Consider the following 20,298-nt stretch of genomic DNA (forward strand, 5'->3'; position numbering starts at 1 on the left):
TCGCACTCACAGCGGCGATCTGGCACAACGACCAAACTGGACAGCCCATCAAGCGATCACTCACTGCCTACGATCACTGACTGCAACGACACCCCTTGGACTCATTCATCTAGGTGGTGGGGAAGTCGCCCTGTCGGACGCCGTGGACGAAGGACGCCCAGACGTCCGCCGAGAAACGCAGCTCCGGACCGGGGTTCTTGGAGTCCCGTATGGGGACGGCGCCGGTGGAGACGGAACCGGGGGCCCATTCGAGGCAGTTGCTGCCCTCACTGGTGCTGCTGTAAGTCGACTTCACCCATGGGTGGTGAATGCACAAGGTCACAACGCCTCCATAAGCTCGCGGATCAGATTGGCGGACGCCTCACGTGAGAGAGCTGAAGCAGCCAGGAGATCGTAAGACCGGGCATAGTGTCGCGCCGTCGACGGTTCATCGATGAACACAGCCGACCTGATCCCTTCCGTGTAGATGATGGTCGCCCCGTCCGGGGTGGTCAGGACTGAGATGGTGCTGTCAATCAGGCCGTGCGCCGGAGCGGTAAAGGGGAACACCTGAAGGATATTGGCGGGGTGGGTGCCGAACGCCAACAAGGCAGCGAGCTGATTGCGCATCACATCCGGGCCCCCGACATTGCGTCGGACCACTGACTCACAGACGACGACCGAGAAGTCCGGCGGCGAGCTGCCACGCAGAATCTCCTGGCGTACCAATCGCGATCTCACCTTTCGCGAAACCTCCGCCTCGCTTGCCCTTGGGGCACTGGCTCTGAAGAGGGCACGTGCATAGGAGTCCGTTTGCAGGAGGCCAGGCACCACGGTCGGGGACCATTCGGCGATGGCTATCGCCGTGGGCTCCACTTCCAGTCGCCGCCTGTACTCCGCCGGAAAGGACTGCGTCACGAGCTCCTCGTACAGGCGCTTGAACAGCCCGTCCGTCGAAAACACCTGGTCCAGCAGAGGTGGAAGGTCCGGCGGGATCGGGCCCAAGCACGTCTCCACACGACTGATCGTGGACTTCGACGTCCGGACCATGCGGGCTAATTCGGTCTGGCTCAGCTGCTTTTCCGGGTAAAGCTCCCTGCCACTGCGACACTCCTCCGCGAAGCGTCGCCGGGGGGCCTCATCGTTCATAACTTCCCCTGACCACGGGTCTGGTCACATGGTTCGGAGACAACGTCTCCGCAGGTCAGCTCGTTGTGCACATGCGTTGCTGACCAATCCTCTGGTCGGTCACCAAAGTTCTTCCACGGTACCGATCACCCCCTCATCCTTGTAGTCAATCGGCCACATTCAGTGAGGAGTTCGGATGGCTGAGCAAGTGGGCGGAGAGAGCGACTGCCCCGAATGCGCCCAACTCAAGGTCCAGTTGGCGGACGCCCTGGGCATCGGCGACCGGTCCGAAGCCGTCGACTACCGAGTCCTGCTACGGCGCCACCCGCGACACGACGACGCACCCGTCCAGAAGTCCGCCACATCCGAAAGGAAGCAGGCATGAACACGATGACCACGGTTCTGCGCCAAGACGCCGGAGGCGACAAGCTGCCCGGCGAGCCCTACCCCGGCCCCCACCAGCCGCCCACCCCCGACGGCGGACCCGGTGTCCCCAATCCCCCGAAGGCCGCCTGACCAATGACGACCGACGTACCCGACGAGCGCCCCGGCCACGCCCGGCTGGGGCGCGCCCTGACGGCGGCCGGGGTCCTGTCCCCGGACTGGGCGCCCGCGTTTGCCGCCGTGCCCCGTTCCGCCTTTCTGCCGGATCTGATCTGGCCGTTCGATATGGCGGCCGGACGGAGTGTGGCCGTCAACAGGGTGGAAACGCCCGCCACTTGGCAGGAGTATGCGGACGCCGCCGACGTACCGGTCGTCACGCAGTGGGACGACGGCACGCACACCGGACCGGAACCGGGCGAGGCACCCACCAGCTCCGCGTCCATGCCGTCCGTCGTCTTCCGGATGCTGCGGGACCTGGACCTGCGGCCCGGTCACCGAGCGCTGGAGATCGGCACCGCCACCGGCTGGAACGCGGCGCTGATGGCGCACCGTACGGGGCCGGGGAAGGTCGTCACGGTGGAGGTGGACGCCGCCGTGGCCGAGGCGGCTCGCGCGACGGCGGAGCGGCTGGGGGCCGGCGTCCGGGTCGTTCATCGTGATGGGACCCATGGTTGGCCCGACGGGGCGCCGTACGACCGGGTCATCGCCACCTGCGGGCTCCTGGCCGTTCCGTACGCCTGGGTGGAACAGTGCCGGCCCGGCGGCGTCATCGTGGCCCCGTGGGGGACGCACTACGGCAATGGCGACGCGGTGGGCCGCCTGGTGGTCGCGCCGGACGGGCGCAGCGCGTGCGGGAGGTTCACCGGGCCCGTGGAGTTCATGAAGCTGCGGGCGCAGCGGCCGGAAGTCCTGGTCCACTCCGCGTACGTCACCGACAGTGTGGCGGCGGGCGACGAAACCTCCACGGCGCTCACGGAACCGGACGTCGTGGGCGACCGGTTCGCGCCTGTGCACTTCGCGCTCGGCCTGCGCGTGCCGAAGTGCCGCCAGGTCATTGCCGAGAGGCGGGACGGCGGCCGTCCGGTCTGGCTCTACGGGATGAGCGACCGGTCGTGGGCCTGTGCCTGGTTCCGGGACGGGGCCGCGGCGCGCGTCTGGCAGTCGGGGCCGCGCCGCCTGTGGGACGAGGCGGAGGCGGCGTACCGGTGGTGGGAGGAGAACGGCCGGCCGGGGTGGGAGCGGTTCGGGCTCACGGTGGCGGCGGACGGGCAGTCCGTCTGGCTCGATGATCCGGCCGACTCCTGGCGTGTGTGAGCGCCGCCCCCTCGACGATGGAGCTGACGACGACATGCGTGGCCTTGCCGTGCGCCTCTCAGGGCGTCTCGTGCGTGCCCTGTTCCCCGCGACCGGGCGACGCCGCGCCCCCGCCCCCGCAACGGGAGCCGACCCGGGATCCGCCCCGGGACCCGTACGGCAGCCGCGGCCCCGCCGCCGTTCTCTGCCGCCCCACAAGAGCCCCTACGCCCGGGACGCGGCGGCCGACGGGCCCTTCGCGGATCTCCCCGCCCCCGTACGGCCCTACGTCCTGGTGCCCTCTCCGCCGGCCACCGACCCCGAGCTCATCGCGCAGGCCGAACGGCGCTGGGCCCTTGAGATGGCGCTACGCGGTATCGACGCCGGCCCGGCCCGTATTCACGGCGTCGACGTCCCGTCGCGGCGCCGCACCGTGCCGGCGGCGGTGGGGTGACGTGTCCGGGCCGCCGTCGCGCCCCGCGCCGCCGCGGCCCCGGCTCTGCGGGGCCACCCGGCCCGAGGAGAGCAACAACCCCCGCCCCTGTGCGCGGGCCGAACACCGCGACGGAGACCACGTGGACCGGCAAGGGGTAGCGTGGCCCGGCCGCGAGTCCGGCGGGTAGCACCCCGCACGGACCGGCTCAGTCCTCCTGCCGCGCCTGCTCCGCCCGCTCCGCCCGCCCCCGCATCGCCTCGATCCCCGCGATCTGCAGATCGAGCGCGAAGACGAAGTCGCGGTCAAGCATCTCCAGCGCACTCGCGCCCTCGCGGACGGATGCGGTCCGGGTCGACAGTTCCATCATCTCGGCGTACTCCGCGCGTCCCGAGATCGCGGCGATGACCTGCTCGAAGTAGTCGTCGAGGCCGATTCCTGCGGCCCGGCAGCGGGCCTCGTGCAGGCCGCGGATGGTGGAGAAGCCGTAGACGAAGTGGAAGACGGAGGCCAGCGCGCCGGACGTCTGCTCCGCGCCGAGGCCGCTGTGGCGCATCACCCGCAAGGTGGCGTTGGAGAACGCCACCGAATGCGGGCCGATGTTGATGAACTCGCCCAGCAGCCGGGCCACCCAGGGGTGCCGCAGCAGCATGTCGCGGTAGCCGAAGGCCAGGAGGCGCAGCTGGTCGCGCCAGTCGGCGGTGGCGTCCGACTCGTCGGGCAGGGGCATCTCGCCGGCCACCGCGTCTATGGCCAGTTCCAGCAGGTCGTCCTTGGTGTCGACGTACCAGTAGACCGACATCGCGGTGACGCCGAGCTCGCCGGCGAGCCGGCGCATGGAGAACTTCGCCAGGCTCTCGGCGTCCAGCAGCCGCACCGTCGCCGCGACGATCTTGTCGAGGTCGAGACCGGCCGGCTGGTCCGCCTTGCGTTTGAGCGGGGGGCGCTCGGTCAGCCAGACGCTGTTCGGCCGCTTCCTGGCGCGGCCGTCCGTCGCTGCCATGGCGCCCCTCCCTGCTCGTCGTGCGGGTTTCCGTACACCGTCGATGTTATTCCGCCGCGGCCGGGGACGGTTCCGCCGCGGACGACGTTCCGTCCTCCTGGCCAGTACGTTCGGCGCGGCGCAGGAGCAGCGCGGCGAGCAGTCCGCCGAGGAGGACCGCGGCGGCGCCGACCAGCTGGCTGGTGCCGATGCCGGTGGCGAAGGCGTCCTGAACAGCCGTCCGTTCGGCGTCCGTACGGGTCCGGGCGAGGGCCGCGGGCAGCGAGCCGGCGCCCGCGGCGACCACCGGAAGCAGCGCCACGAAACGGGAGTTGAGGACCGCGCCGAGGACGGCGACGCCGAGGCCCTGGCCGAATTCCATCAGCGTGCCGTTGACGCCGGCGCCCACACCGGCCTTGGCGGGCGGGATCGCGGACATGACGGCGTTGGCCATGGCCGGCATGGCGAGGGCGACCCCGATACCCATCACGATCAGGCCGGTGAGCATGCCGCCGTAGCTCTCGCCGCCGAGGAGGGAGATGGCGGCGAGTCCGGCGGCGAGCAGCGTCATTCCGGAGACGATCATTCCCGGGGTGCCGAGCTTGGGCATCAGGCGGGCGCCCAGGCCGGTGAAGTTGATCAGAATGACGGTGACGGCGAGCGGCGCCATCCGCAGCCCGGCCTCCAACGGCCCGTAACCGAGGACCAGTTGGAGGTGCTGCGTGAGGAGGAAGATCGATCCGCCCATCCCGAAGGCGACGAGGATGCCGCCGGAGACGGCGCCGATGAAGCGGCGGTCACGGAAGAAGTGCATGTCCAGCATGGGATACGGGACGTGCAGCTCCCAGAGGGCGAAGGCGGCGAGGCCGATGACACCGATGGCCGCGGAGATCAGCACCTGGGCCGAGAGCCAGCCGGTCACCGGGCCGGTGATGATCGCGTAGACCACACCGACCATGCCGACCATGGACAGCAGGGCGCCGGGAAGGTCCGGGAGGTCGCCGCTGGGGTTCTTGGATTCGGGGACGAGGCCGAGTACGGCCGTCAGCGCGATCAGCGCGACGGGGAGATTGACCAGGAACAGCGAGCCCCACCAGAAGTGGTCGAGGAGCGAGCCGCCGATCAGCGGGCCGGCGGCGAAGCCGAGGGAGTTGACCGAGCTCCAGATGCCGATGGCCTTGGGGCGCTCGGCGTCGTCGAAGATCTGCATGACGACGGCGAGGGTGGTGGTCACCAGGAGCGCGCCGCCGACGCCCATCGCGGCGCGGGCGGCGATCAGCTGTGCGGGGGACTGGGCGAGGGCGGCGCCGAGCGAGGCGACGCCGAACAGCGCCAGGCCGACGGCGAGCATCTTCTTGCGGCCGTAGCGGTCGGCGGCGTTGCCGGCGGTGAGCAGCAGGCCGGACTGGACCAGCGAATAGGCGCTGATCGTCCACTGGACGTCGGCGGTGGTCGCGCCCAGCTCCTTGGTGAGCGAGGGGATGGCGACGTTCAGCACGGTGTTGTCGAGGACGACGGTCAGCTGGGCGAGGCAGATGACCCCGAGTATCAGCCAGCGGGCGGCGTTGCGGCCGGGCGGCTGGAGGGGGGTGACGGTGGCGTCGGAGGCCACGGTGGGCATACGGGCTCCCTGTACGGTGCGAGCGGAAGACTTACACCGTACAGGGATTGCTATACGCCGTACATTCGATTTTCGGACGGGCGGCTTCGGCTCCTTTCGGCTCCCTTCTGGCCGGCTCCCTTCTGGCTCCTTCTGGCTCCTTCTGGCTCCCTTCGGCTACGTCGGCGCCGCCGGGTCAGGCCGTAGGGGCGGTCAGGGCGCAGGAAGGGTCAGGCCGTAGGAAGGGTCAGGCCTTACGAGCGGTCAGGTCGTAGAAGGTGGCGGTGCCGACGGTGACCTTCTTGAAGGTCTTCTCGACCCAGGAGGTGATCTTCGACGAGCCGCCCTCCTTGCCACCGGGGCCGCCCATGCCCATCCGGCCGCCCGCGATGAAGTAGTGGATCTTTCCGTCCGCCACGTACTTCTTGAACTGGGCGAGGGTCGGCGACGGGTCGCTGCCGTTGAAGCCGCCGACGGCCATCACCGGCTTCTGGGTGGCGAGTTGGTAGCTCGCGGCGTTCTGGGAGCCGATGGCCGCGGCGGCCCAGGTGTAATCGTCGGCGTTCTTCTCGACCAGTGCCTTGGCCTTGGCGCTCACCTTGGCGCCGTCGAGCAGGCCGCCCATGCCGCCCCGGCCGCCGCCCATGCGGGAGCCGTTACGGGCGCCGTTGCGAGCGGCCTTTCCGCCGGGGCCGCCCGCCATCCAGCCGGGGAAGGCCTGCTGCCGACCCTTGGGCTGCTGCCCCGCGGCCTGGCCCTGGGCCTGGCGCTGGGGTCCGGCCTGGGCTCCGCCCTGAGGTCCGCCCGGGATGTTGCCGCCGCGCCACAGGCCGCCGTAGCGCATGCCGCGGGGGAACCGGCCGCCCGGTCCGCCGAAGGTGCCCTGGACCGTGGGTCCGGCCGTGATGATCGAGCCGCCCTTGGCAGTGTTGACCGTGTCGAGGACGTACGCGAACGGGCCGGCCAGCGCGGTCACCACGGCGAGCCCGGCCGCGAGGGCCGCGAGGCGAGAGGGCACGACTGCCGCCGCTCCGCTGACTGCCACCGCTCCGTCTTCTGCCGCCGCTCGCTCCGCCCGTGCCGTCGCTCGCATCCACAGCGTCACAAGCAGCCCTGTCGCCGCTAGCAATCCGAGCACCAGAACCGTCCAGCGAAGCCACGGCACCCAGTCCGGCGAGCGGTTCAGCAGGACGTACGACCAGCCGGCCGTCACCGCAGCCGTACCGGCCAGGACGAGGGACGCGAGCCGCCCGCCGCGCCGCCACAGCAGCGTGGCGCCCATGCCGACCACCGCCGCGATATAGGGCGCCAGCGCGATGTTGTAGTACTGGTGGAAGATCCCGGACATGAAGCTGAAGGTCGCGAAGGTCATCAGCAGCGCGCCGCCCCACACCAGGAACTCCGCCCGCTGACCGGCCTGTTCGGCCGCCACGGCGCGCCGTGCCCGCCACAGCACACACACGGCCGCCACCAGCAGGATCAGCGCGGCGGGCAGCAGCCAGGAGATCTGGCCGCCCATGTCGGCCGAGAACAGCCGGGTGATACCGGTCTCGCCCCAGCCGCCACCGGCGCCACCGCGGTGGCCACCGCCGCCCACGCTGCCGGTCTCATTGCCGCTGATCCGCCCGAAGCCGTTGTAGCCGAAGGTCAGCTCCAGAAAGCTGTTGTGCTGCGAACCGCCGATGTACGGGCGCGAGGACGCCGGCCACAGCTCGACGACCGCCACCCACCAGCCGCCGGAGACCACCATCGCCAGCCCGCCGAGCAGCAGCTGGCCCAGCCGGCGGCGTACCGCGACCGGCGCACAGCAGGCGTAGACCACGGCCAGCGGCGGCAGAATCAGCCACGCCTGCAGCGTCTTGGTCAAAAAGCCGAGGCCGAAGCAGAGCCCGGCCCACACCAGCCACTTCGTCCGGCCGTCCTCCAGGGCGCGCAGCACCGCCGCGACCGCGCACACCATCAGCAGGCACAGCAGCGCATCAGGGTTGTTGAAGCGGAACATCAGCGCCGCGACCGGAGTCAGCGCCAGCGCCCCACCCGCCAGCAGCCCCGCCGCCGCACCGAAGCGCCGCCGTACGGCCCCGTAGAGCACGCCGACCGTCGCGACGCCCATCAGCACCTCGGGCACCAGGATCGCCCAGGAACTGAGCCCGAAGAGCCGCACGGACAGCGCCATCGGCCACAGGGCTGCCGGGGGCTTGTCGACGGTGATGGAGTTGGCTGCGTCGGAGGAGCCGAAGAAGAACGCCTGCCAGCTCTCGCTGCCGGCCTGTACGGCGGCCGAGTAGAACTGGTTGGCGTAGTCGTTGACCCCCAGGTTCCAGAGGTAGAGCACGGCCGTGACCAGCAGCAGCGCCACCAGCGCGGGGCGCGCCCAGCGGGGGTCCGCCGGCCGCGCGGGCGCCTGGGGAGCGCCGACCGACGCCGGCGCTCGCTCCTGTTCGGTGAGCGGCGGCGGATCCGACGGCCGGTCCGCCGCATCGGGCTGGTGGTGCGGGGTCATCACATGCTCCTGGTGAAGTTGTCACGGTCATCGCGGTCATCACGGTCGTCCTGGCGGCGATTCGGGGCGCTCAGGCTGTTCAGGTCGTTCTGGCGGTTGGGGGCGCTCAGGCGGTTGGGGGCGCTCAGGCGGTTCGGGGCGCTCTGGCGGTTCGGGGCGAACGGGCCGGCCGGGCGTGCCTCCAGCGGCTCGGCGCCCCGCTCCCGCTCCCGTTCCGGGAACACCCAGGCGCGGAAGAGCAGGAACCGCAGCACCGTGGCCGCGAGGTTGGCGGCCACCAGGACGGCGAGTTCGGTGCCGTGGGAGGGGTTGCCGGTGGCGGTGTCGAGGGCGGCGAGGGAGCCGCTGGTCAGGGCCAGCCCGATGGCGAAGACGACCAGCCCCTGGGCCTGATGGCGGACCGCCCGGTCGCGGCCCCGCACCCCGAAGGTGAGCCGCCGGTTGGCGGCCGTATTACCGAGGGCGGACACCAACAGGGCGGCAGCATTGGACAGTTGAGGACCCAGGCCGAGCCGGAAGAGGGAGTAGAGGCCGAGGTAGAGCAGGGTGCTGAGCGCCCCGACGGCACAGAAGCCGACAAGCTGACGGGCCAGCCCGCCCGGTACGCCGTTCAGTTCGCGATCGCGCGGATCGTCACCGAAGGGCCGGGCGAGCCGGTCCAGCGGCAGCCGCCCGGTCGCCAGCGCCCGCCCCACCCGCCACACACCCTTCAGATCGTCGGTGGCGGTACGCACGATGTGCACGGTGCTGTCCGGGTCGTCGACCCAGTCCACCGGCACCTCGTGGATCCGCAGCCCGGCCCGCTCCGCGAGCACCAGCATCTCGGTGTCGAAGAACCACCCGGTGTCCTCCACCATCGGCAGCAGCCGCTCGGCGACATCGCCCCGTACGGCCTTGAACCCGCACTGCGCATCGGAGAACCGGGCGGCCAGCGAGCCGCGCAGGATGAGGTTGTAGGTGCGCGAGATGAACTCCCGCTTGGGGCCGCGTACCACCCGCGAACTGCGCGCCAGCCGCGAGCCGATCGCCAGGTCCGAGTGACCGGAGATCAGCGGCGCGACCAGCGGCAGGAGGGCGTTGAGGTCCGTGGACAGATCGACGTCCATATAGGCCAGCACCGGCGCCTCGGACAGCGTCCATACGGTGCGCAGCGCCCGCCCGCGCCCCTTCTGCTCCAGCCGTACGGCGGTGACCGCATCGAGCGCGTCATCGAGCCGGGCGGCCACCTCGGGGGTGCGGTCGGTGCTCGCGTTGTCGGCGATGGTGATCCGGAAGCCGTACGGGAAGGTGCGGGCGAGGTGCTCGTGGAGCCGCCGTACGCAGGGTTCGAGGTCGGTCTCCTCGTTGTAGACGGGGATCACGACGTCGAGGACCGTCTCGATCTGGCCGAGGCGCAGATGCTCGCGTGGCGGCAGGGAGCCCAAGGGCGGGCGGGCCGGCTGTGTCGTCGTCATGCCCCCGACACTCGCCAACCGGGCTGTCACGGTGGTGTGGTGAGGCTGTGCCCTGGCTGTGAGTCGGTGGGTGCTGCGGGCTCCGGGTGGGCGGGCGGCGCCTCCGGGTGGACGGGGGGCGCCTCCGGATGGGTGGGCGGCGCCGTGGAGCGCGGGACCGCCGTGGAGCGCGCGGCCGCCGGCCCGTGGTGCGCGGCCGGGAGGGCGACCGTGAACACCGTCCGTCCCGGGACGCTCTCGACCGCGACCGTACCGCCGTGCGCGCCCACCACCGCCTGCACGATGGCGAGGCCGAGCCCCGTACTCCCGGCAGCCCGCGACCGCGACGCGTCCCCGCGCGCAAACCGCTCGAAGACATGCGGGAGGAGGCCGGCGGGGATGCCCGGTCCATCGTCCTGCACCTCGAGGCGGACGGCGGGCGCCCCTCCGCGGGCCTCGGCGCCCCGGACGTCGGCGCCCCGCACCCGGGCCGTCACCGTCGTCCCCTCCGGCGTATGCGTACGGGCGTTGGCCAGCAGATTGACGAGGATCTGGTGCAGCCGGCCGCCGTCGCCGTGCACCAGCACCGGGTCGTCGGGCAGCTCCAGCCGCCACTGGTGACCGGGCCCGGCCGCCCGCGCATCGCTGACCGCGTCCACGACCAACGCCGAGAGATCAGTGCTCTCATACGAGAGCGGGCGTCCGGAATCGAGCCGGGCGAGCAGCAGCAGATCCTCCACCAGCCCCGTCATCCGCTCCGCCTCGGACTCGATCCGCCCCAGGGCATGCCGGGTCTCCGGGCCCGGCCGCTCCCGCCCGCGCCGGGTCAGCTCGGCATAGCCCCGTATCGACGCCAGCGGCGTACGCAGCTCATGGCTGGCATCGGCGACGAAACGGCGCACCCGCGTCTCACTCTCCTGCCGCACCGAGAGCGCCGAGGCGACATGCCCCAGCATCCGGTTGAGCGCCGCACCGACCTGCCCCACCTCCGTACGGGCATCCGCCTCGGCCGCCGGCACCCGTACGTGCAGCGCCACCTCGCCCTGATGGAGGGGGAGTTCGGAGACGCGGGTGGCGGTGGCCGCGACCCGGCGCAGCGGACGGAGCGCGACCCCGACCATGGCGGCGCCCGCGATCCCGGCCGCGACCAGCCCGGCGACCGTCACCCACGCCTCGACGCGAATGAGCCGGGCGACCGTCTCCTCGACCTGATTGAGCGGCATCCCGAGCACGATCTGACCGTCCTTGGAGGACTGCACCCGGTAGTCGCCGAGGCCGGGGATCTCGGTGGAGTGCGGCACACCGTCCCGCGGCACGCCGGCCAGCGCCGCGGCCTGCGCGCCGCTCAGCGCGTCCGATCGCTCGGACGGCAGCCGGCCGGTGGAGTTGTTGCTCTTCGCGCCGTCCTGGAGCAGCCCGTCGGGCCCGAACCGCGCGCCCACCGTCCCGAGCGGCTGCCCGCCCATCGCCACGAAATCGAGGTTCGGGCCGCGGTCCGGGTCGCGGTCCGGGTCGCGTTTCGGGTCGCGCGGATGCGGCAGCTGGGCACGTACGACGTCGTGGCCGAGCTGGTCGTCCAACTGGCCCTGGAGATACGACTGCAGCGCGATGGAGGTGACCGTACCGATGACGGCCCCGACCACGGCGATCAGCGCGATCGCCGACACCACGAGCCGGGTCCGCAACGTCCAGCGGCGCCGGGGAGCAGGCGTGCGACCCGGAGCGGGGGACGAATCGGGAACGGGCGGAACGGACGAGAAACCGAGAACGGGCGGAACGGACGAGGAACCGGGAACGGGCGAGGAAGAACCCGGCACGGGCGGGGCGCTCATCGGCGGACTACGCGCCCGGCTTGATCAGATACCCGGCGCCGCGCCGGGTGTGAATCATCGGCGCCCGCCCGGCATCGATTTTCCGCCTCAGGTACGAGATATAGAGCTCGACGACGTTCGCCTGCCCGCCGAAGTCATAGCTCCACACCCGGTCCAGGATCTGCGTCTTGCTCAGCACCCGGCGCGGATTACGCATCAGATACCGCAGCAGTTCGAACTCGGTGGCCGTCAGATGAATCTCCTGACCATCTCGCCACACCTCATGACTGTCCTCGTCCAGCATCAGATCGCCGACCGTGAGCAGCGATCCGCTGCGCGCGGCGGCCGCCCCGGCCCGGCGCAGCAGCCCGCGCAGCCGGGCCACGACCTCCTCCAGGCTGAACGGCTTGGTGACGTAGTCGTCGCCGCCCGCCGTCAGTCCGGCGATACGGTCCTCGACCGCGTCCTTGGCGGTCAGGAACAGGACCGGAACATCGGGCAGTTCACGCCGCAGCCGGCCCAGCACCGTCAGCCCGTCCATGTCCGGCAGCATCACATCGAGTAGCACCGCATCCGGCCGCCAGCTCCGCGCGCACCGCAGCGCGCCCGCCCCGTCCCCCTCGGCCCGGATGTCCCAGCCCTCGTAGCGCAGGGCCAGCGACAGCAGATCGGCGAGCGACGCTTCGTCGTCCACGACCAGCACGCGCACCGGACTCCCGTCGGCCCGCAGCAGCTCGGGGCTTCTGGCCGGCCCCCGCGCCGCTGCACCCTTGGCGCCACCTCTGGCAGCGCCTCTGGCGGACGGGGTTGCGGAACCTGTGGGCGCGGGAGGCGCCACCGCGGGCCCGGCGGAGGACGACGCTGAGGACGACGAAGTCACGGTCATGGCGCCGAGGATGACCGGCTCCCGTGAAAGCTCCCTTTCGGGTTTCTGTGAATCTCCTGAGAATCGAGCCGGGGCGGGGCGGGTCGGGCCGGGCCGCGCAGGCAGAGCCGGGCCGCGCAGGGCCGCGAGACGGCCCACTTCTCCTTATCCCCTCCCCCCGGGGAACCTCCCCCACCCACCCCTCACCACCACCGCCACACCAAACACACCGCCGCACCCACCACACCGCACCCCCGGCACCGCGCACACCGCCCTGCGCACCGGCACCACGCACGCACCGCACCGCACTACCCACCAACACCACACACCGGCACAACGCAGCCCCCGCCACCGCGCCCACCAACACCCCGCGCACCGCTACCCCGCACCACCCCCGAACTGTGCGCGACCGGTCTGGGCCGCCCCCCGCGCGGTCCAGCCCGATCACCACTCCCTCAGCATCGCACCCACCACTGACAATCGCCCTGACCAGCACAAACGCACCCCCGCGCCCCCTCCTCGGACCGCCCCGGGCGCCCACCTCGACCGCCCCGCACACCCCTCCTCAACCGCCCCGCGCACCCCGACTCGGAACCCCCGCACACCGGCCCCCTCGCCTTGCCCCCGACGTCAAGCCGTACCGTCCCCCCATGCGACTCCTCGCCCTCTCCGGCAGCCTCCGCGCCCGCTCCTCCACCGGCGCCGTACTGCGCTCCGCCCTCGACCTCCACGACGGCCCCGCCACCACCGCGGGCATCGGCGCACTCCCGCACTTCAACCCGGACCTCGACGGCGAGGACGCCACGCCCCCGCCCCCCGTCGCCGCCCTCCGTCAGGCCGCCGCAGCCGCGCAGGCGATCCTCGTCGTCAGCCCCGAGTACGCGCACGGCGTCCCCGGCGTGCTCAAGAACGCCCTCGACTGGCTGGTCAGCAGTGGCGAATGCGTCGGCAAGCCCATCGCCGTGATCACCGCCTCGCCCTTCCCCACCGGCGGCGATCACGCCAACGCCCAACTCCGCGAGACGCTACGGATGATGACCGGCGAGATCATCGCGCCCGCCTGCCTCGAAATCCCCGCCATCGGCCCGAAGACCGACCCCGCAACGGAGCGCGTCACACACGAGGCCACCCTGGCTGACCTGCGCGCAGCAATGATCCATCTGGCCACAGCCGCCGCAGAAGCAACCGCCACCACCCGGCCCGCCGAAGCCACCTGAGCCGACGGAAACCGAAGAAACCGACGGAAGCCGACGGGAACCGATGAAAACCGAACGGAGCCGACGGAGCCAAAAGAAACCGAACGAAACCGAACGAAGCCCGAAGGACTCACTCCCCGCCTCATCGGACGAAGGCCCCGCTCACGCCCCGAACAACCGCGCCCCGTTCCCGTAACAGACCCCCCGCAGCCACTCATCCCCCAACTCCAGCCGCGTCAGGGCCTCCAGCGCATGGGCATACCCGTAGGGGATGTTCGGGAAGTCGCTGCCGAACAGGACGCGGTCGCCGAGATCCGCGAGCCGGCCGCGTTCCGCCCGCGGGAACGGCGCGGCCCGCTCGGCGAAATCGGTGAAGGCCATCGTCGTATCGAGATGCACGCCCGGATGGCGCTCCGCCAGATCCAGGAAGTCCGTGTACTCGGGCATCCCCATGTGCGCGATGATCAGCGGCAGTCGGGGATGCCGTGCCAGCAGCCGCGCGACCGGCTCGGGCCCGGTGTGCTTGCCGGGCGCCGGCCCCGACCCGCAGTGGATGACGACCGGAGTACCGGCCTCCGCTATCGCTCCCCACACCCCATCGAGCGCCTCATCGGCCGGGTCGTACCCGCCCACCTGCACATGCGCCTTGAAGACCCGTACCCCGTCCGCCAATTCGGCCCGTACGTAATCCGCCGCCCCGTCCTCCGGAAAGAAGGTCGCGGTCCGCAGGCAATCAGGCGTACGGGCCGCGAAATCCGCCGCCCAGCCGTTCAGCCACTGCGCCATCCCGGGCTTGTGCGGATAGACCATCGACGTGAACGCCCGCACCCCGAACCCCCGCAGCACCGCCAGCCGCTCGTCCTCCTCGAAGCGGTACGCGATCGGCCACGGCCGCCCCACCAGCGGCCCGGCGGCGTCGAAATACGCCCAGACCTTCGCCATCACCCGCTCGGGCATGAAGTGCGTATGCACATCGACCAGCCCCGGGAGCCCCAGCCCCCGCCAGAACCCGCCGACCCGGTCGTCCCCGTCCACCGCATCCACCACGCCCGGCCCCTCTCGCACTCACCCCGGCTGCATACCTGCGCCCCACACCTATCCGCCCACGCCAGACCTAACCAGAGCCCCTCCCTCAGAACAGCCCCTCCTGTCCACCCACTCGGCCGCCCGCCTGACCACCCACCCGGCCGCCGTCCGGGCCTCCCGCCCGTCCCCGTACGGGCACCGTCGTCACCGCCCCCGAAGCCGCCCCCAGAATCCACCCCGACAAAACCCGCGCATCCAGCACCGCAATCTCCCCATCGCCCCCCGACGGCTCCCCCGAGCCCCGCAGCCGCAGATACAGATCCGACCCCACCCCGGCCACCACCTCCCCCACGATCTCCGCCCCCGCCGCCATCCCGCCCAGCTCCGCGGCTTCCCCCGGAATACGGTCCAGCCCGAACAGCTCCGTATGGTCGACGCACGCCCACGCGACCGGCTCCAACGTCTCCGGCCAGCTGTCCAACTCCCGTGCCACAGCGTGCAGTTGAGCAAGCTCGGCGCATCGCTCGGCCACCGGCGGCAACGCCCCCCGCGCCGCCCGCTTCGCCGCCTTCCCGAACCGGTCCGGCACCGCCAGCGCACTCCCCAACAACGCCTCCGCCCGCCGCGCCGCCATCAGCGGCCCGCGCCCCAGCCACGCATACGCCACCGCCCCCTGCTCCACCAGCCGCGCCGGGCCCCGCTCGGCCGCCGTGATCCCCACCTTGAGCAGCCCGGGGCCGAAGTACGCGAGATAGACGGCGTACGGGCGCGGATCATCGGCCATGGTGTCCGCGGCCACCGACCGCGACCGGTCCAGCTGGGCGCAGCTCGCGCACTGGTCCTTGGCACCCGCACCGTCAAGCACCGCCGCATACGGGCACACGGTCCACCGGCCGCCGCGCCGCACTCCCAGACACCGCCGCTCACCCCGCGCCGCGAACGCCAGCACCTTCCCGGCGGGGAGCGGGCTCACCCGCTCCTCACCCCGCTCGGCGCAGTACCACCCGAGCCCCTGCGCGTAGCGCTGTCCGGCGGCCTCCCGCCCACCGTCCGACCAGCGCGGTCCCGTACATCGCCACACACCGTCAGCGTACGACGGGGGTACGACAACGCCCGCCCAGCGCCCTGCCCAACGGCCGGTCCACCACCCGGCCCAACGGTCCCGCCCCTAGCGCCACCGCCCGCAGCGCCACCGCCCGCAGCGCCGACCACCCTCCCTCGGACCGCCCTCCCTCAGGCCACCCGCAGCTCCGGCCCCCGGAACGTGCTCCGGTAGGCCCTCGGCGACACCCCGAGCGCCGCCTGCAGATGCTGCCGCAGCGAAGCCGCCGTCCCGAAGCCGGCCTCCGCCGCGATCCGGTCCACGGTCAGGTCCGTCTCCTCCAGCAACTGCCGGGCCCGCTCGATGCGTTGCTGCGTCAGCCACTGCACCGGAGACATCCCGACCTCCTCCCGGAACCGCCGGGTGAAGGTCCGTACGCTCATCGCCTCCCGCGCCGCCAGCTCCCGCAGGCTCAACGGCCGGTCCAGATGTTCCAGCGCCCAGGCCCGCGCCACCCCGGTGGAGGACACCCGCGGCTCCGCCAGAGGCCGCCGGATGTACTGCGCCTGCCCGCCCTCCCGGTGCGGCGGCACGACCGTCCGCCGCGCCACATCATTGGCCACCGCCGCCCCGTGATCGCACCGCACCATGTGCAGGCACAGATCGATCCCCGAGGCGACCCCGGCCGCCGTCAGCACATCCCCGTCGTCCGTGTAGAGCACATCGGCATCCAGCTCGACCGACGGGAACATCCGCCGGAAGTCGTCCACCGACCGCCAGTGCGTCGTGGCCCGCCGCCCGTCCAGCAGCCCCGCGGCGGCCAGCACAAACGCCCCCGTACAGATCGACGCGATCCGCGTCCCCGGCCGGATCCGCCCCAGCGCCTCGGCCATCGCCGGACTCAGCCGTCCGTGACTGCGCTCCGTCCCCGGGCCGTAATCCACCCCGGAGGCCGGCAGGACCACGGTGTCCGCCTTCTCCAGCGCCTCCGGCCCATGCGCCACCTGCACCGTGAAGTCCGTATCCGTACGCACCTCCCCGGGCTCCAGGGCACACGTCACCAGCTCATACAGCGGCTCGCCGGCCGCCGTCCTGGCCTCCCCGAAGATCCGGTGCACGATCCCCACCTCGATCGGCAGCATCCCGTCCCGCACCAGCACCGCCACCCGATGCCGGACCGCCCCCGCACCGCTCTCCCCCACACTCATCGCACTCGTGGCACTCGTGGCACTCATGGCACTCATGGCCCGATCCTTGCACATCATGACCATCCGGCCACTCCTCCGCCGCCCGCCCACCCCGGACAGTGGACGTCATGAAGGTCCTCTGGCTGTTCGCCCACCCCGACCGGCGCTCCCTGAGCGGCACCCTCAAGACCGAGGGCCTGCGCACCCTCGACGCCCACGGCCACCAGCACCGCGTCTCCGACCTGTACGCCATGAACTGGAACCCGCTGGTCAACGCCGCCGACTACGACCACGACCCGGCCGACCGCCTCCTGGTCGGCGACGCCTCCGAACACGCCTACACGCACGGCCGGTTGACCCCGGACATCCGCTCCGAACAGCAAAAGCTCACCTGGGCCGACACCCTCGTCATCCAGTTCCCCCTCTGGTGGTACGGGATGCCCGCCATCCTCAAGGGCTGGTTCGACCGCGTCTTCGTCAAGGGCTTCGCCTTCGGCATCACCGACCCCGCCACCGGGCGCCCGCAGCGCTACGGCGACGGCAAGCTGGCCGGCAAACGCGCCCTGGTCGTCGTCACCGCCGGGGCCCGCGCCACCACCCTCGGCCCGCGCGGCGTCAACGGCGACCTCAACGACCTCCTCTTCCCCCTCCAGCACGGCACCCTCTGGTACACGGGAATCTCCGTCGTCCCGCCCCTCCTGATCCCCGGCGCCGACCGCACCACCCCGGAGGCCTACGAGACCGCCGCCACCCGGCTACGCGACCGCCTCCTCACCCTCCCCACCACCACCCCGCTCCCCTTCCGCCACCAGAACACCGGCGACTACGACGACGACCTCCTCCTCCACCCCCACCTGACCCCACCCCACACCGGCCCCGCCGCCCACTACACCTCCCCGCCCCCGCCCGCCCGCGGGTGACCGGCCCCTGCCCCCGAACGCAAAAAGGCCGCAGGCCCAGTGGATAAAATCCACTGAGCCTGCGGCACAAGTAGCGGGGACAGGATTTGAACCTGCGACCTCTGGGTTATGAGCCCAGCGAGCTACCGAGCTGCTCCACCCCGCGTCGGTGAACACCACAGTACGCGAACCCCTCGCAAACACCTAATCGCTTCTCCCCGCACCCTCACCCCACCGCCCCCAACCCCCCAACTCCCCCCGAGGACAGCCCCTCCGAAGCAACAAACGGCACCCACCACCCCGACCGCCGCACTTCATAGCTGTACGCACGACAAAGCCCCCGCCCGGATAACCCGGCGGGGGCTTTGATCTGCTGTGCGCTCGGCAGGATTCGAACCTGCAACCTTCTGATCCGTAGTCAGATGCTCTATCCGTTAAGCTACGAGCGCTTGGCTTTCCGGCGGTTTTTCTTTCCGGTCGGCGTTGCGGGAACAACATTACATGACCTGCGCCGTGAGGCGAAATCCATTCCCCGCAGCCGCTCTGACCTGCAGAAATGCGCTTTTGGCGGGGGTTGGAGGACTACTGGGGCCAGGCGGAGTCCTCGACGATCTGGACGAAGTTCGGGCGGGTGTAGCCGTCTTCGAAGCGGGCCAGTACGTCGGCCTTCACATTGCCGAAGGTGGTCTGGGGGCGGTGCGCCAGGCCCTGGTGGAACGCGTGGAGGATGCGGCGCTTGAAGTCGGGGCGGGGGTGGGCGGCGACGATGGCGTCGCGGGTTTCCGCGGGGAGGGTGTCGTAGCCGATGCCCAGGACGTCGAGTTCGACGCCGGCGGTGACGAGGGCCACTTCCGGGGCCATGTGGTGCGGGATCTCCGGGGTGGTGTGCAGGGCGATGCCCTCCCAGACCAGGCGGGCGCGGTCCTCGGGGATGCCGCGGGCGGTCAGGAAGGCGCGGGCCTCGTCGGCGCCGTCCAGCTCGAAGCGCTGCTGGGACGTGCGGAACTTCTCGGTGAGGCCGAGGTCGTGGAAGAGGGCTCCGACGTAGAGCAGCTCCGGGTCGAAGTCCAGGCCCCGGTCGAGGCCGTGGCGGGCGCCGAAGAGGTAGACGCGGCGGGAGTGGTGGTAGATCAGGTCGTCGGTGAGGTCGCGGACCAGGTCGGTGGCTTCCCGGACCAGGCTGCTGTCGGGGACGGGGATGCCGGCGATGGCCGAGGGGGTGTGGTCGTGAGTGCTCATGGGTTCAGGGTCGCGCGGGCGGGGCTCGGGCGCCCGGTGTGCGGGAGACGGCTTGCCCACAGATACGGGTTGCCCGCAGATACGGGTTTCCCGCAGATACGGGTTGCCCGCAGATGTGGATACCGAAGGCGTCAGCGGGTGGTGGTGCGCAAGCGGGCGCGGCAGGCAGAGGGAGCGACGCCCGGGCGGCGGAGGGATTCGTCGGTGCCGATGCGGCGGGCGGCGGGCGGTGGCGGTGGCGGTGACCGGTTCGCCGTGGGCGAGGAAGGTCTGGGCGGCCTCGAGGCGTACGGCTTCGACGTAGGCGGCGGGGGTGGCGCCGGTGTGGTCGTGGAAGAGATGCCCGGTCGGCACCTCGGGCATGGGCGGGGGCCTGTGCCTGCGGCGGAAGCGGCCTCCGGGAAAGCGTTCGGGCCCCGGTCGCGATGACCAGGGCCCGAACGAAGAGGAGCGGAGGCGGAGGGATTTGAACCCTCGATGGGGGGTAAGCCCCAAACCGCATTAGCAGTGCGGCGCCATAGACCGGACTAGGCGACGCCTCCACACACCCCACGCGCGCACGCACGCTGTGGTGTGTCCAGATGATGGCACAGCTCTGCGGGCTGTCACCAATCGCCCCCTACGGTACTAGGCGCGCGGGCCACCCGGCAAAGACGTTCCTGCGGCGCAACGTCGGGGGCGGCGACGCGTTAGGAGTGTCGGGGCCGCGCCGACCCGCGTGTCGTGCGCCCCCGGCGTGTACGTACCGCGTACCGCCTCGCACTCGCCTCTCTGGAGCCCGTGATGCCGCACCGCCGGACGTCGACCCTCCTCGCCGCGGCCGCGGCCGCCGCCGTGTCCCTGCTCTCCGCGGCGTCCGCCCTCGCCGCCGCACCCGGTGCCGCAGCGGCCGCCCCGATCCCGCTCCCCGACCACCGGCCCGACGGCATGACCACCGGCATGGGCATCGGCCGGGCGGACCACCTCACCGTCACCGTGTCCCGCGCCGGCGCGGGGAATGACGGCACCTTCCGGCTCCACTGCCACCCCGCCGGCGGCAACCACCCCGACGCCAAGGGGGCCTGCGACAAGCTGGACGAGCGGACGCGCTGGGGCCGGGACACCTTCGCGCCGGTTCCCAGGGACGCGAAATGCACGATGATCTACGGCGGGGCGGCCACCGCTCATGTCACCGGCAGCTGGGCGGGACGCCCGGTTGATGCCGTTTTCCGGCGCACCAACGGATGTGAGATCGAACGCTGGCGGCGCTTCGAACCTCTGCTCCCGCGCCCCACTTCATGACCCGGTTCGTGACGGAG

At 71.5% G+C, this 20,298-nt stretch carries 19 protein-coding genes and 3 tRNA genes; 7 read left to right on the forward strand and 15 right to left on the reverse strand.

Going from position 1 to position 20,298, the window contains the following annotated elements:
* Nucleotides 1-109: 109 nt before the first annotated feature.
* Both ACZ4S3_RS12810 and ACZ4S3_RS12815 read right to left on the reverse strand, forming a co-directional pair.
* Nucleotides 110-295, reverse strand: a complete 186-nt coding sequence (locus tag ACZ4S3_RS12810; RefSeq protein ID WP_467931649.1) for a DUF397 domain-containing protein — start codon at nt 293-295, stop codon at nt 110-112.
* 23 nt (nt 296-318) lie between these two features.
* On the reverse strand, nt 319-1,128 hold the full coding sequence (locus ACZ4S3_RS12815) for a helix-turn-helix domain-containing protein (RefSeq protein WP_467931653.1): 810 nt from the start codon (nt 1,126-1,128) through the stop codon (nt 319-321).
* A gap of 175 nt (nt 1,129-1,303) precedes the next feature.
* Between ACZ4S3_RS12815 and ACZ4S3_RS12820 the strand changes: the two genes are divergently transcribed.
* The 4 genes from ACZ4S3_RS12820 (at nt 1,304) to ACZ4S3_RS12835 (ending at nt 3,238) form a co-directional block, all read left to right on the forward strand.
* Nucleotides 1,304-1,492 carry a hypothetical protein gene (locus tag ACZ4S3_RS12820; RefSeq protein ID WP_467931656.1) on the forward strand — a complete coding sequence of 63 codons (189 nt, stop codon included), beginning with the start codon at nt 1,304-1,306 and terminating at the stop codon, nt 1,490-1,492.
* Complete coding sequence (locus ACZ4S3_RS12825; protein WP_467931660.1) at nt 1,489-1,623, forward strand: hypothetical protein; 135 nt, start codon at nt 1,489-1,491, stop codon at nt 1,621-1,623. Before ACZ4S3_RS12820 ends, ACZ4S3_RS12825 begins: the two co-directional genes overlap by 4 nt.
* A gap of 3 nt (nt 1,624-1,626) precedes the next feature.
* Nucleotides 1,627-2,805, forward strand: coding sequence for a methyltransferase domain-containing protein (locus ACZ4S3_RS12830; RefSeq protein ID WP_467931663.1), 1,179 nt, complete (start codon nt 1,627-1,629; stop codon nt 2,803-2,805).
* Nucleotides 2,806-2,875: 70 nt separating this feature from the next.
* Nucleotides 2,876-3,238 (forward strand): hypothetical protein, encoded by a 363-nt coding sequence (locus ACZ4S3_RS12835; protein WP_467931667.1) that lies wholly within the window; start codon nt 2,876-2,878, stop codon nt 3,236-3,238.
* A 187-nt stretch (nt 3,239-3,425) separates the two neighbouring features.
* Here the strand turns inward: ACZ4S3_RS12835 and ACZ4S3_RS12840 are convergent, their stop codons facing one another.
* From ACZ4S3_RS12840 to ACZ4S3_RS12865, 6 genes are all read right to left on the reverse strand, one after another.
* Complete coding sequence (locus ACZ4S3_RS12840; protein WP_467931671.1) at nt 3,426-4,220, reverse strand: TetR/AcrR family transcriptional regulator; 795 nt, start codon at nt 4,218-4,220, stop codon at nt 3,426-3,428.
* Between the two features lie 46 nt (nt 4,221-4,266).
* Entirely contained in the window at nt 4,267-5,820 is a 1,554-nt protein-coding gene (locus ACZ4S3_RS12845; RefSeq protein WP_467931674.1) for an MFS transporter, read from the reverse strand.
* A gap of 226 nt (nt 5,821-6,046) precedes the next feature.
* On the reverse strand, nt 6,047-8,302 hold the full coding sequence (locus tag ACZ4S3_RS12850) for an ArnT family glycosyltransferase (protein WP_467931676.1): 2,256 nt from the start codon (nt 8,300-8,302) through the stop codon (nt 6,047-6,049).
* A complete protein-coding gene (locus ACZ4S3_RS12855) occupies nt 8,302-9,756 on the reverse strand; it encodes a bifunctional glycosyltransferase family 2/GtrA family protein (RefSeq protein WP_467931679.1) in 1,455 nt (484 codons plus the stop codon). The genes ACZ4S3_RS12850 and ACZ4S3_RS12855 overlap by 1 nt, the downstream gene beginning before the upstream one ends.
* A 26-nt stretch (nt 9,757-9,782) precedes the next feature.
* Complete coding sequence (locus ACZ4S3_RS12860) at nt 9,783-11,567, reverse strand: sensor histidine kinase (RefSeq protein WP_467931683.1); 1,785 nt, start codon at nt 11,565-11,567, stop codon at nt 9,783-9,785.
* Between the two features lie 7 nt (nt 11,568-11,574).
* Nucleotides 11,575-12,276: a response regulator transcription factor gene (locus ACZ4S3_RS12865; protein WP_467932456.1), complete on the reverse strand. Its 702-nt coding sequence runs from the start codon at nt 12,274-12,276 to the stop codon at nt 11,575-11,577.
* Nucleotides 12,277-13,061: 785 nt separating this feature from the next.
* On the opposite strand from ACZ4S3_RS12865, the gene ACZ4S3_RS12870 reads away from it, so the two are divergent.
* Nucleotides 13,062-13,628: an NADPH-dependent FMN reductase gene (locus ACZ4S3_RS12870; RefSeq protein ID WP_467931687.1), complete on the forward strand. Its 567-nt coding sequence runs from the start codon at nt 13,062-13,064 to the stop codon at nt 13,626-13,628.
* A 141-nt stretch (nt 13,629-13,769) separates the two neighbouring features.
* Here the strand turns inward: ACZ4S3_RS12870 and ACZ4S3_RS12875 are convergent, their stop codons facing one another.
* From ACZ4S3_RS12875 to ACZ4S3_RS12885, 3 genes are all read right to left on the reverse strand, one after another.
* Nucleotides 13,770-14,654, reverse strand: a complete 885-nt coding sequence (locus tag ACZ4S3_RS12875) for an amidohydrolase family protein (protein WP_467931690.1) — start codon at nt 14,652-14,654, stop codon at nt 13,770-13,772.
* An 85-nt stretch (nt 14,655-14,739) separates the two neighbouring features.
* Nucleotides 14,740-15,714, reverse strand: coding sequence for a DUF2797 domain-containing protein (locus tag ACZ4S3_RS12880; RefSeq protein WP_467931695.1), 975 nt, complete (start codon nt 15,712-15,714; stop codon nt 14,740-14,742).
* 152 nt (nt 15,715-15,866) lie between these two features.
* Nucleotides 15,867-16,946: a GlxA family transcriptional regulator gene (locus ACZ4S3_RS12885; RefSeq protein ID WP_467931699.1), complete on the reverse strand. Its 1,080-nt coding sequence runs from the start codon at nt 16,944-16,946 to the stop codon at nt 15,867-15,869.
* 44 nt (nt 16,947-16,990) lie between these two features.
* Here ACZ4S3_RS12885 and ACZ4S3_RS12890 point away from each other — a divergent pair, with 44 nt between their 5' ends.
* The gene (locus tag ACZ4S3_RS12890; protein ID WP_467931704.1) at nt 16,991-17,782 is read left to right on the forward strand and encodes an NAD(P)H-dependent oxidoreductase; all 792 of its coding nucleotides are present in this window, start codon (nt 16,991-16,993) and stop codon (nt 17,780-17,782) included.
* Nucleotides 17,783-17,853: 71 nt separating this feature from the next.
* On the opposite strand, the gene ACZ4S3_RS12895 is transcribed toward ACZ4S3_RS12890, so the two are convergent.
* From ACZ4S3_RS12895 to ACZ4S3_RS12910, 4 genes are all read right to left on the reverse strand, one after another.
* Nucleotides 17,854-17,927: transfer RNA gene (locus tag ACZ4S3_RS12895), tRNA-Met, on the reverse strand.
* 210 nt (nt 17,928-18,137) lie between these two features.
* Nucleotides 18,138-18,210: transfer RNA gene (locus ACZ4S3_RS12900), tRNA-Arg, on the reverse strand.
* A 133-nt stretch (nt 18,211-18,343) separates the two neighbouring features.
* A complete protein-coding gene (locus tag ACZ4S3_RS12905) occupies nt 18,344-19,000 on the reverse strand; it encodes an HD domain-containing protein (protein WP_467932460.1) in 657 nt (218 codons plus the stop codon).
* A 451-nt stretch (nt 19,001-19,451) separates the two neighbouring features.
* A tRNA-Ser gene (locus tag ACZ4S3_RS12910) sits at nt 19,452-19,542 on the reverse strand.
* Between the two features lie 241 nt (nt 19,543-19,783).
* On the opposite strand from ACZ4S3_RS12910, the gene ACZ4S3_RS12915 reads away from it, so the two are divergent.
* Nucleotides 19,784-20,281 (forward strand): SSI family serine proteinase inhibitor, encoded by a 498-nt coding sequence (locus ACZ4S3_RS12915; RefSeq protein WP_467931708.1) that lies wholly within the window; start codon nt 19,784-19,786, stop codon nt 20,279-20,281.
* Nucleotides 20,282-20,298: the final 17 nt, after the last annotated feature.

The sequence above is a fragment of the Streptomyces sp. NPDC028368 genome (assembly GCF_055565615.1).

What these genes read in the sequence shown, in the direction of transcription:
- ACZ4S3_RS12815 (WP_467931653.1), bottom strand. Translation starts at nt 1,128, where the DNA reads ATGAACGATGAGGCCCCCCGGCGACGCTTCGCGGAGGAGTGTCGCAGT.
- ACZ4S3_RS12820 (WP_467931656.1), top strand. Translation starts at nt 1,304, where the DNA reads ATGGCTGAGCAAGTGGGCGGAGAGAGCGACTGCCCCGAATGCGCCCAA.
- ACZ4S3_RS12825 (WP_467931660.1), top strand. Translation starts at nt 1,489, where the DNA reads ATGAACACGATGACCACGGTTCTGCGCCAAGACGCCGGAGGCGACAAG.
- ACZ4S3_RS12830 (WP_467931663.1), top strand. Translation starts at nt 1,627, where the DNA reads ATGACGACCGACGTACCCGACGAGCGCCCCGGCCACGCCCGGCTGGGG.
- ACZ4S3_RS12840 (WP_467931671.1), bottom strand. Translation starts at nt 4,220, where the DNA reads ATGGCAGCGACGGACGGCCGCGCCAGGAAGCGGCCGAACAGCGTCTGG.
- ACZ4S3_RS12845 (WP_467931674.1), bottom strand. Translation starts at nt 5,820, where the DNA reads ATGCCCACCGTGGCCTCCGACGCCACCGTCACCCCCCTCCAGCCGCCC.
- ACZ4S3_RS12850 (WP_467931676.1), bottom strand. Translation starts at nt 8,302, where the DNA reads ATGACCCCGCACCACCAGCCCGATGCGGCGGACCGGCCGTCGGATCCG.
- ACZ4S3_RS12855 (WP_467931679.1), bottom strand. Translation starts at nt 9,756, where the DNA reads ATGACGACGACACAGCCGGCCCGCCCGCCCTTGGGCTCCCTGCCGCCA.
- ACZ4S3_RS12860 (WP_467931683.1), bottom strand. Translation starts at nt 11,567, where the DNA reads ATGAGCGCCCCGCCCGTGCCGGGTTCTTCCTCGCCCGTTCCCGGTTCC.
- ACZ4S3_RS12870 (WP_467931687.1), top strand. Translation starts at nt 13,062, where the DNA reads ATGCGACTCCTCGCCCTCTCCGGCAGCCTCCGCGCCCGCTCCTCCACC.
- ACZ4S3_RS12885 (WP_467931699.1), bottom strand. Translation starts at nt 16,946, where the DNA reads ATGGTCATGATGTGCAAGGATCGGGCCATGAGTGCCATGAGTGCCACG.
- ACZ4S3_RS12890 (WP_467931704.1), top strand. Translation starts at nt 16,991, where the DNA reads ATGAAGGTCCTCTGGCTGTTCGCCCACCCCGACCGGCGCTCCCTGAGC.
- ACZ4S3_RS12905 (WP_467932460.1), bottom strand. Translation starts at nt 19,000, where the DNA reads ATGAGCACTCACGACCACACCCCCTCGGCCATCGCCGGCATCCCCGTC.
- ACZ4S3_RS12915 (WP_467931708.1), top strand. Translation starts at nt 19,784, where the DNA reads ATGCCGCACCGCCGGACGTCGACCCTCCTCGCCGCGGCCGCGGCCGCC.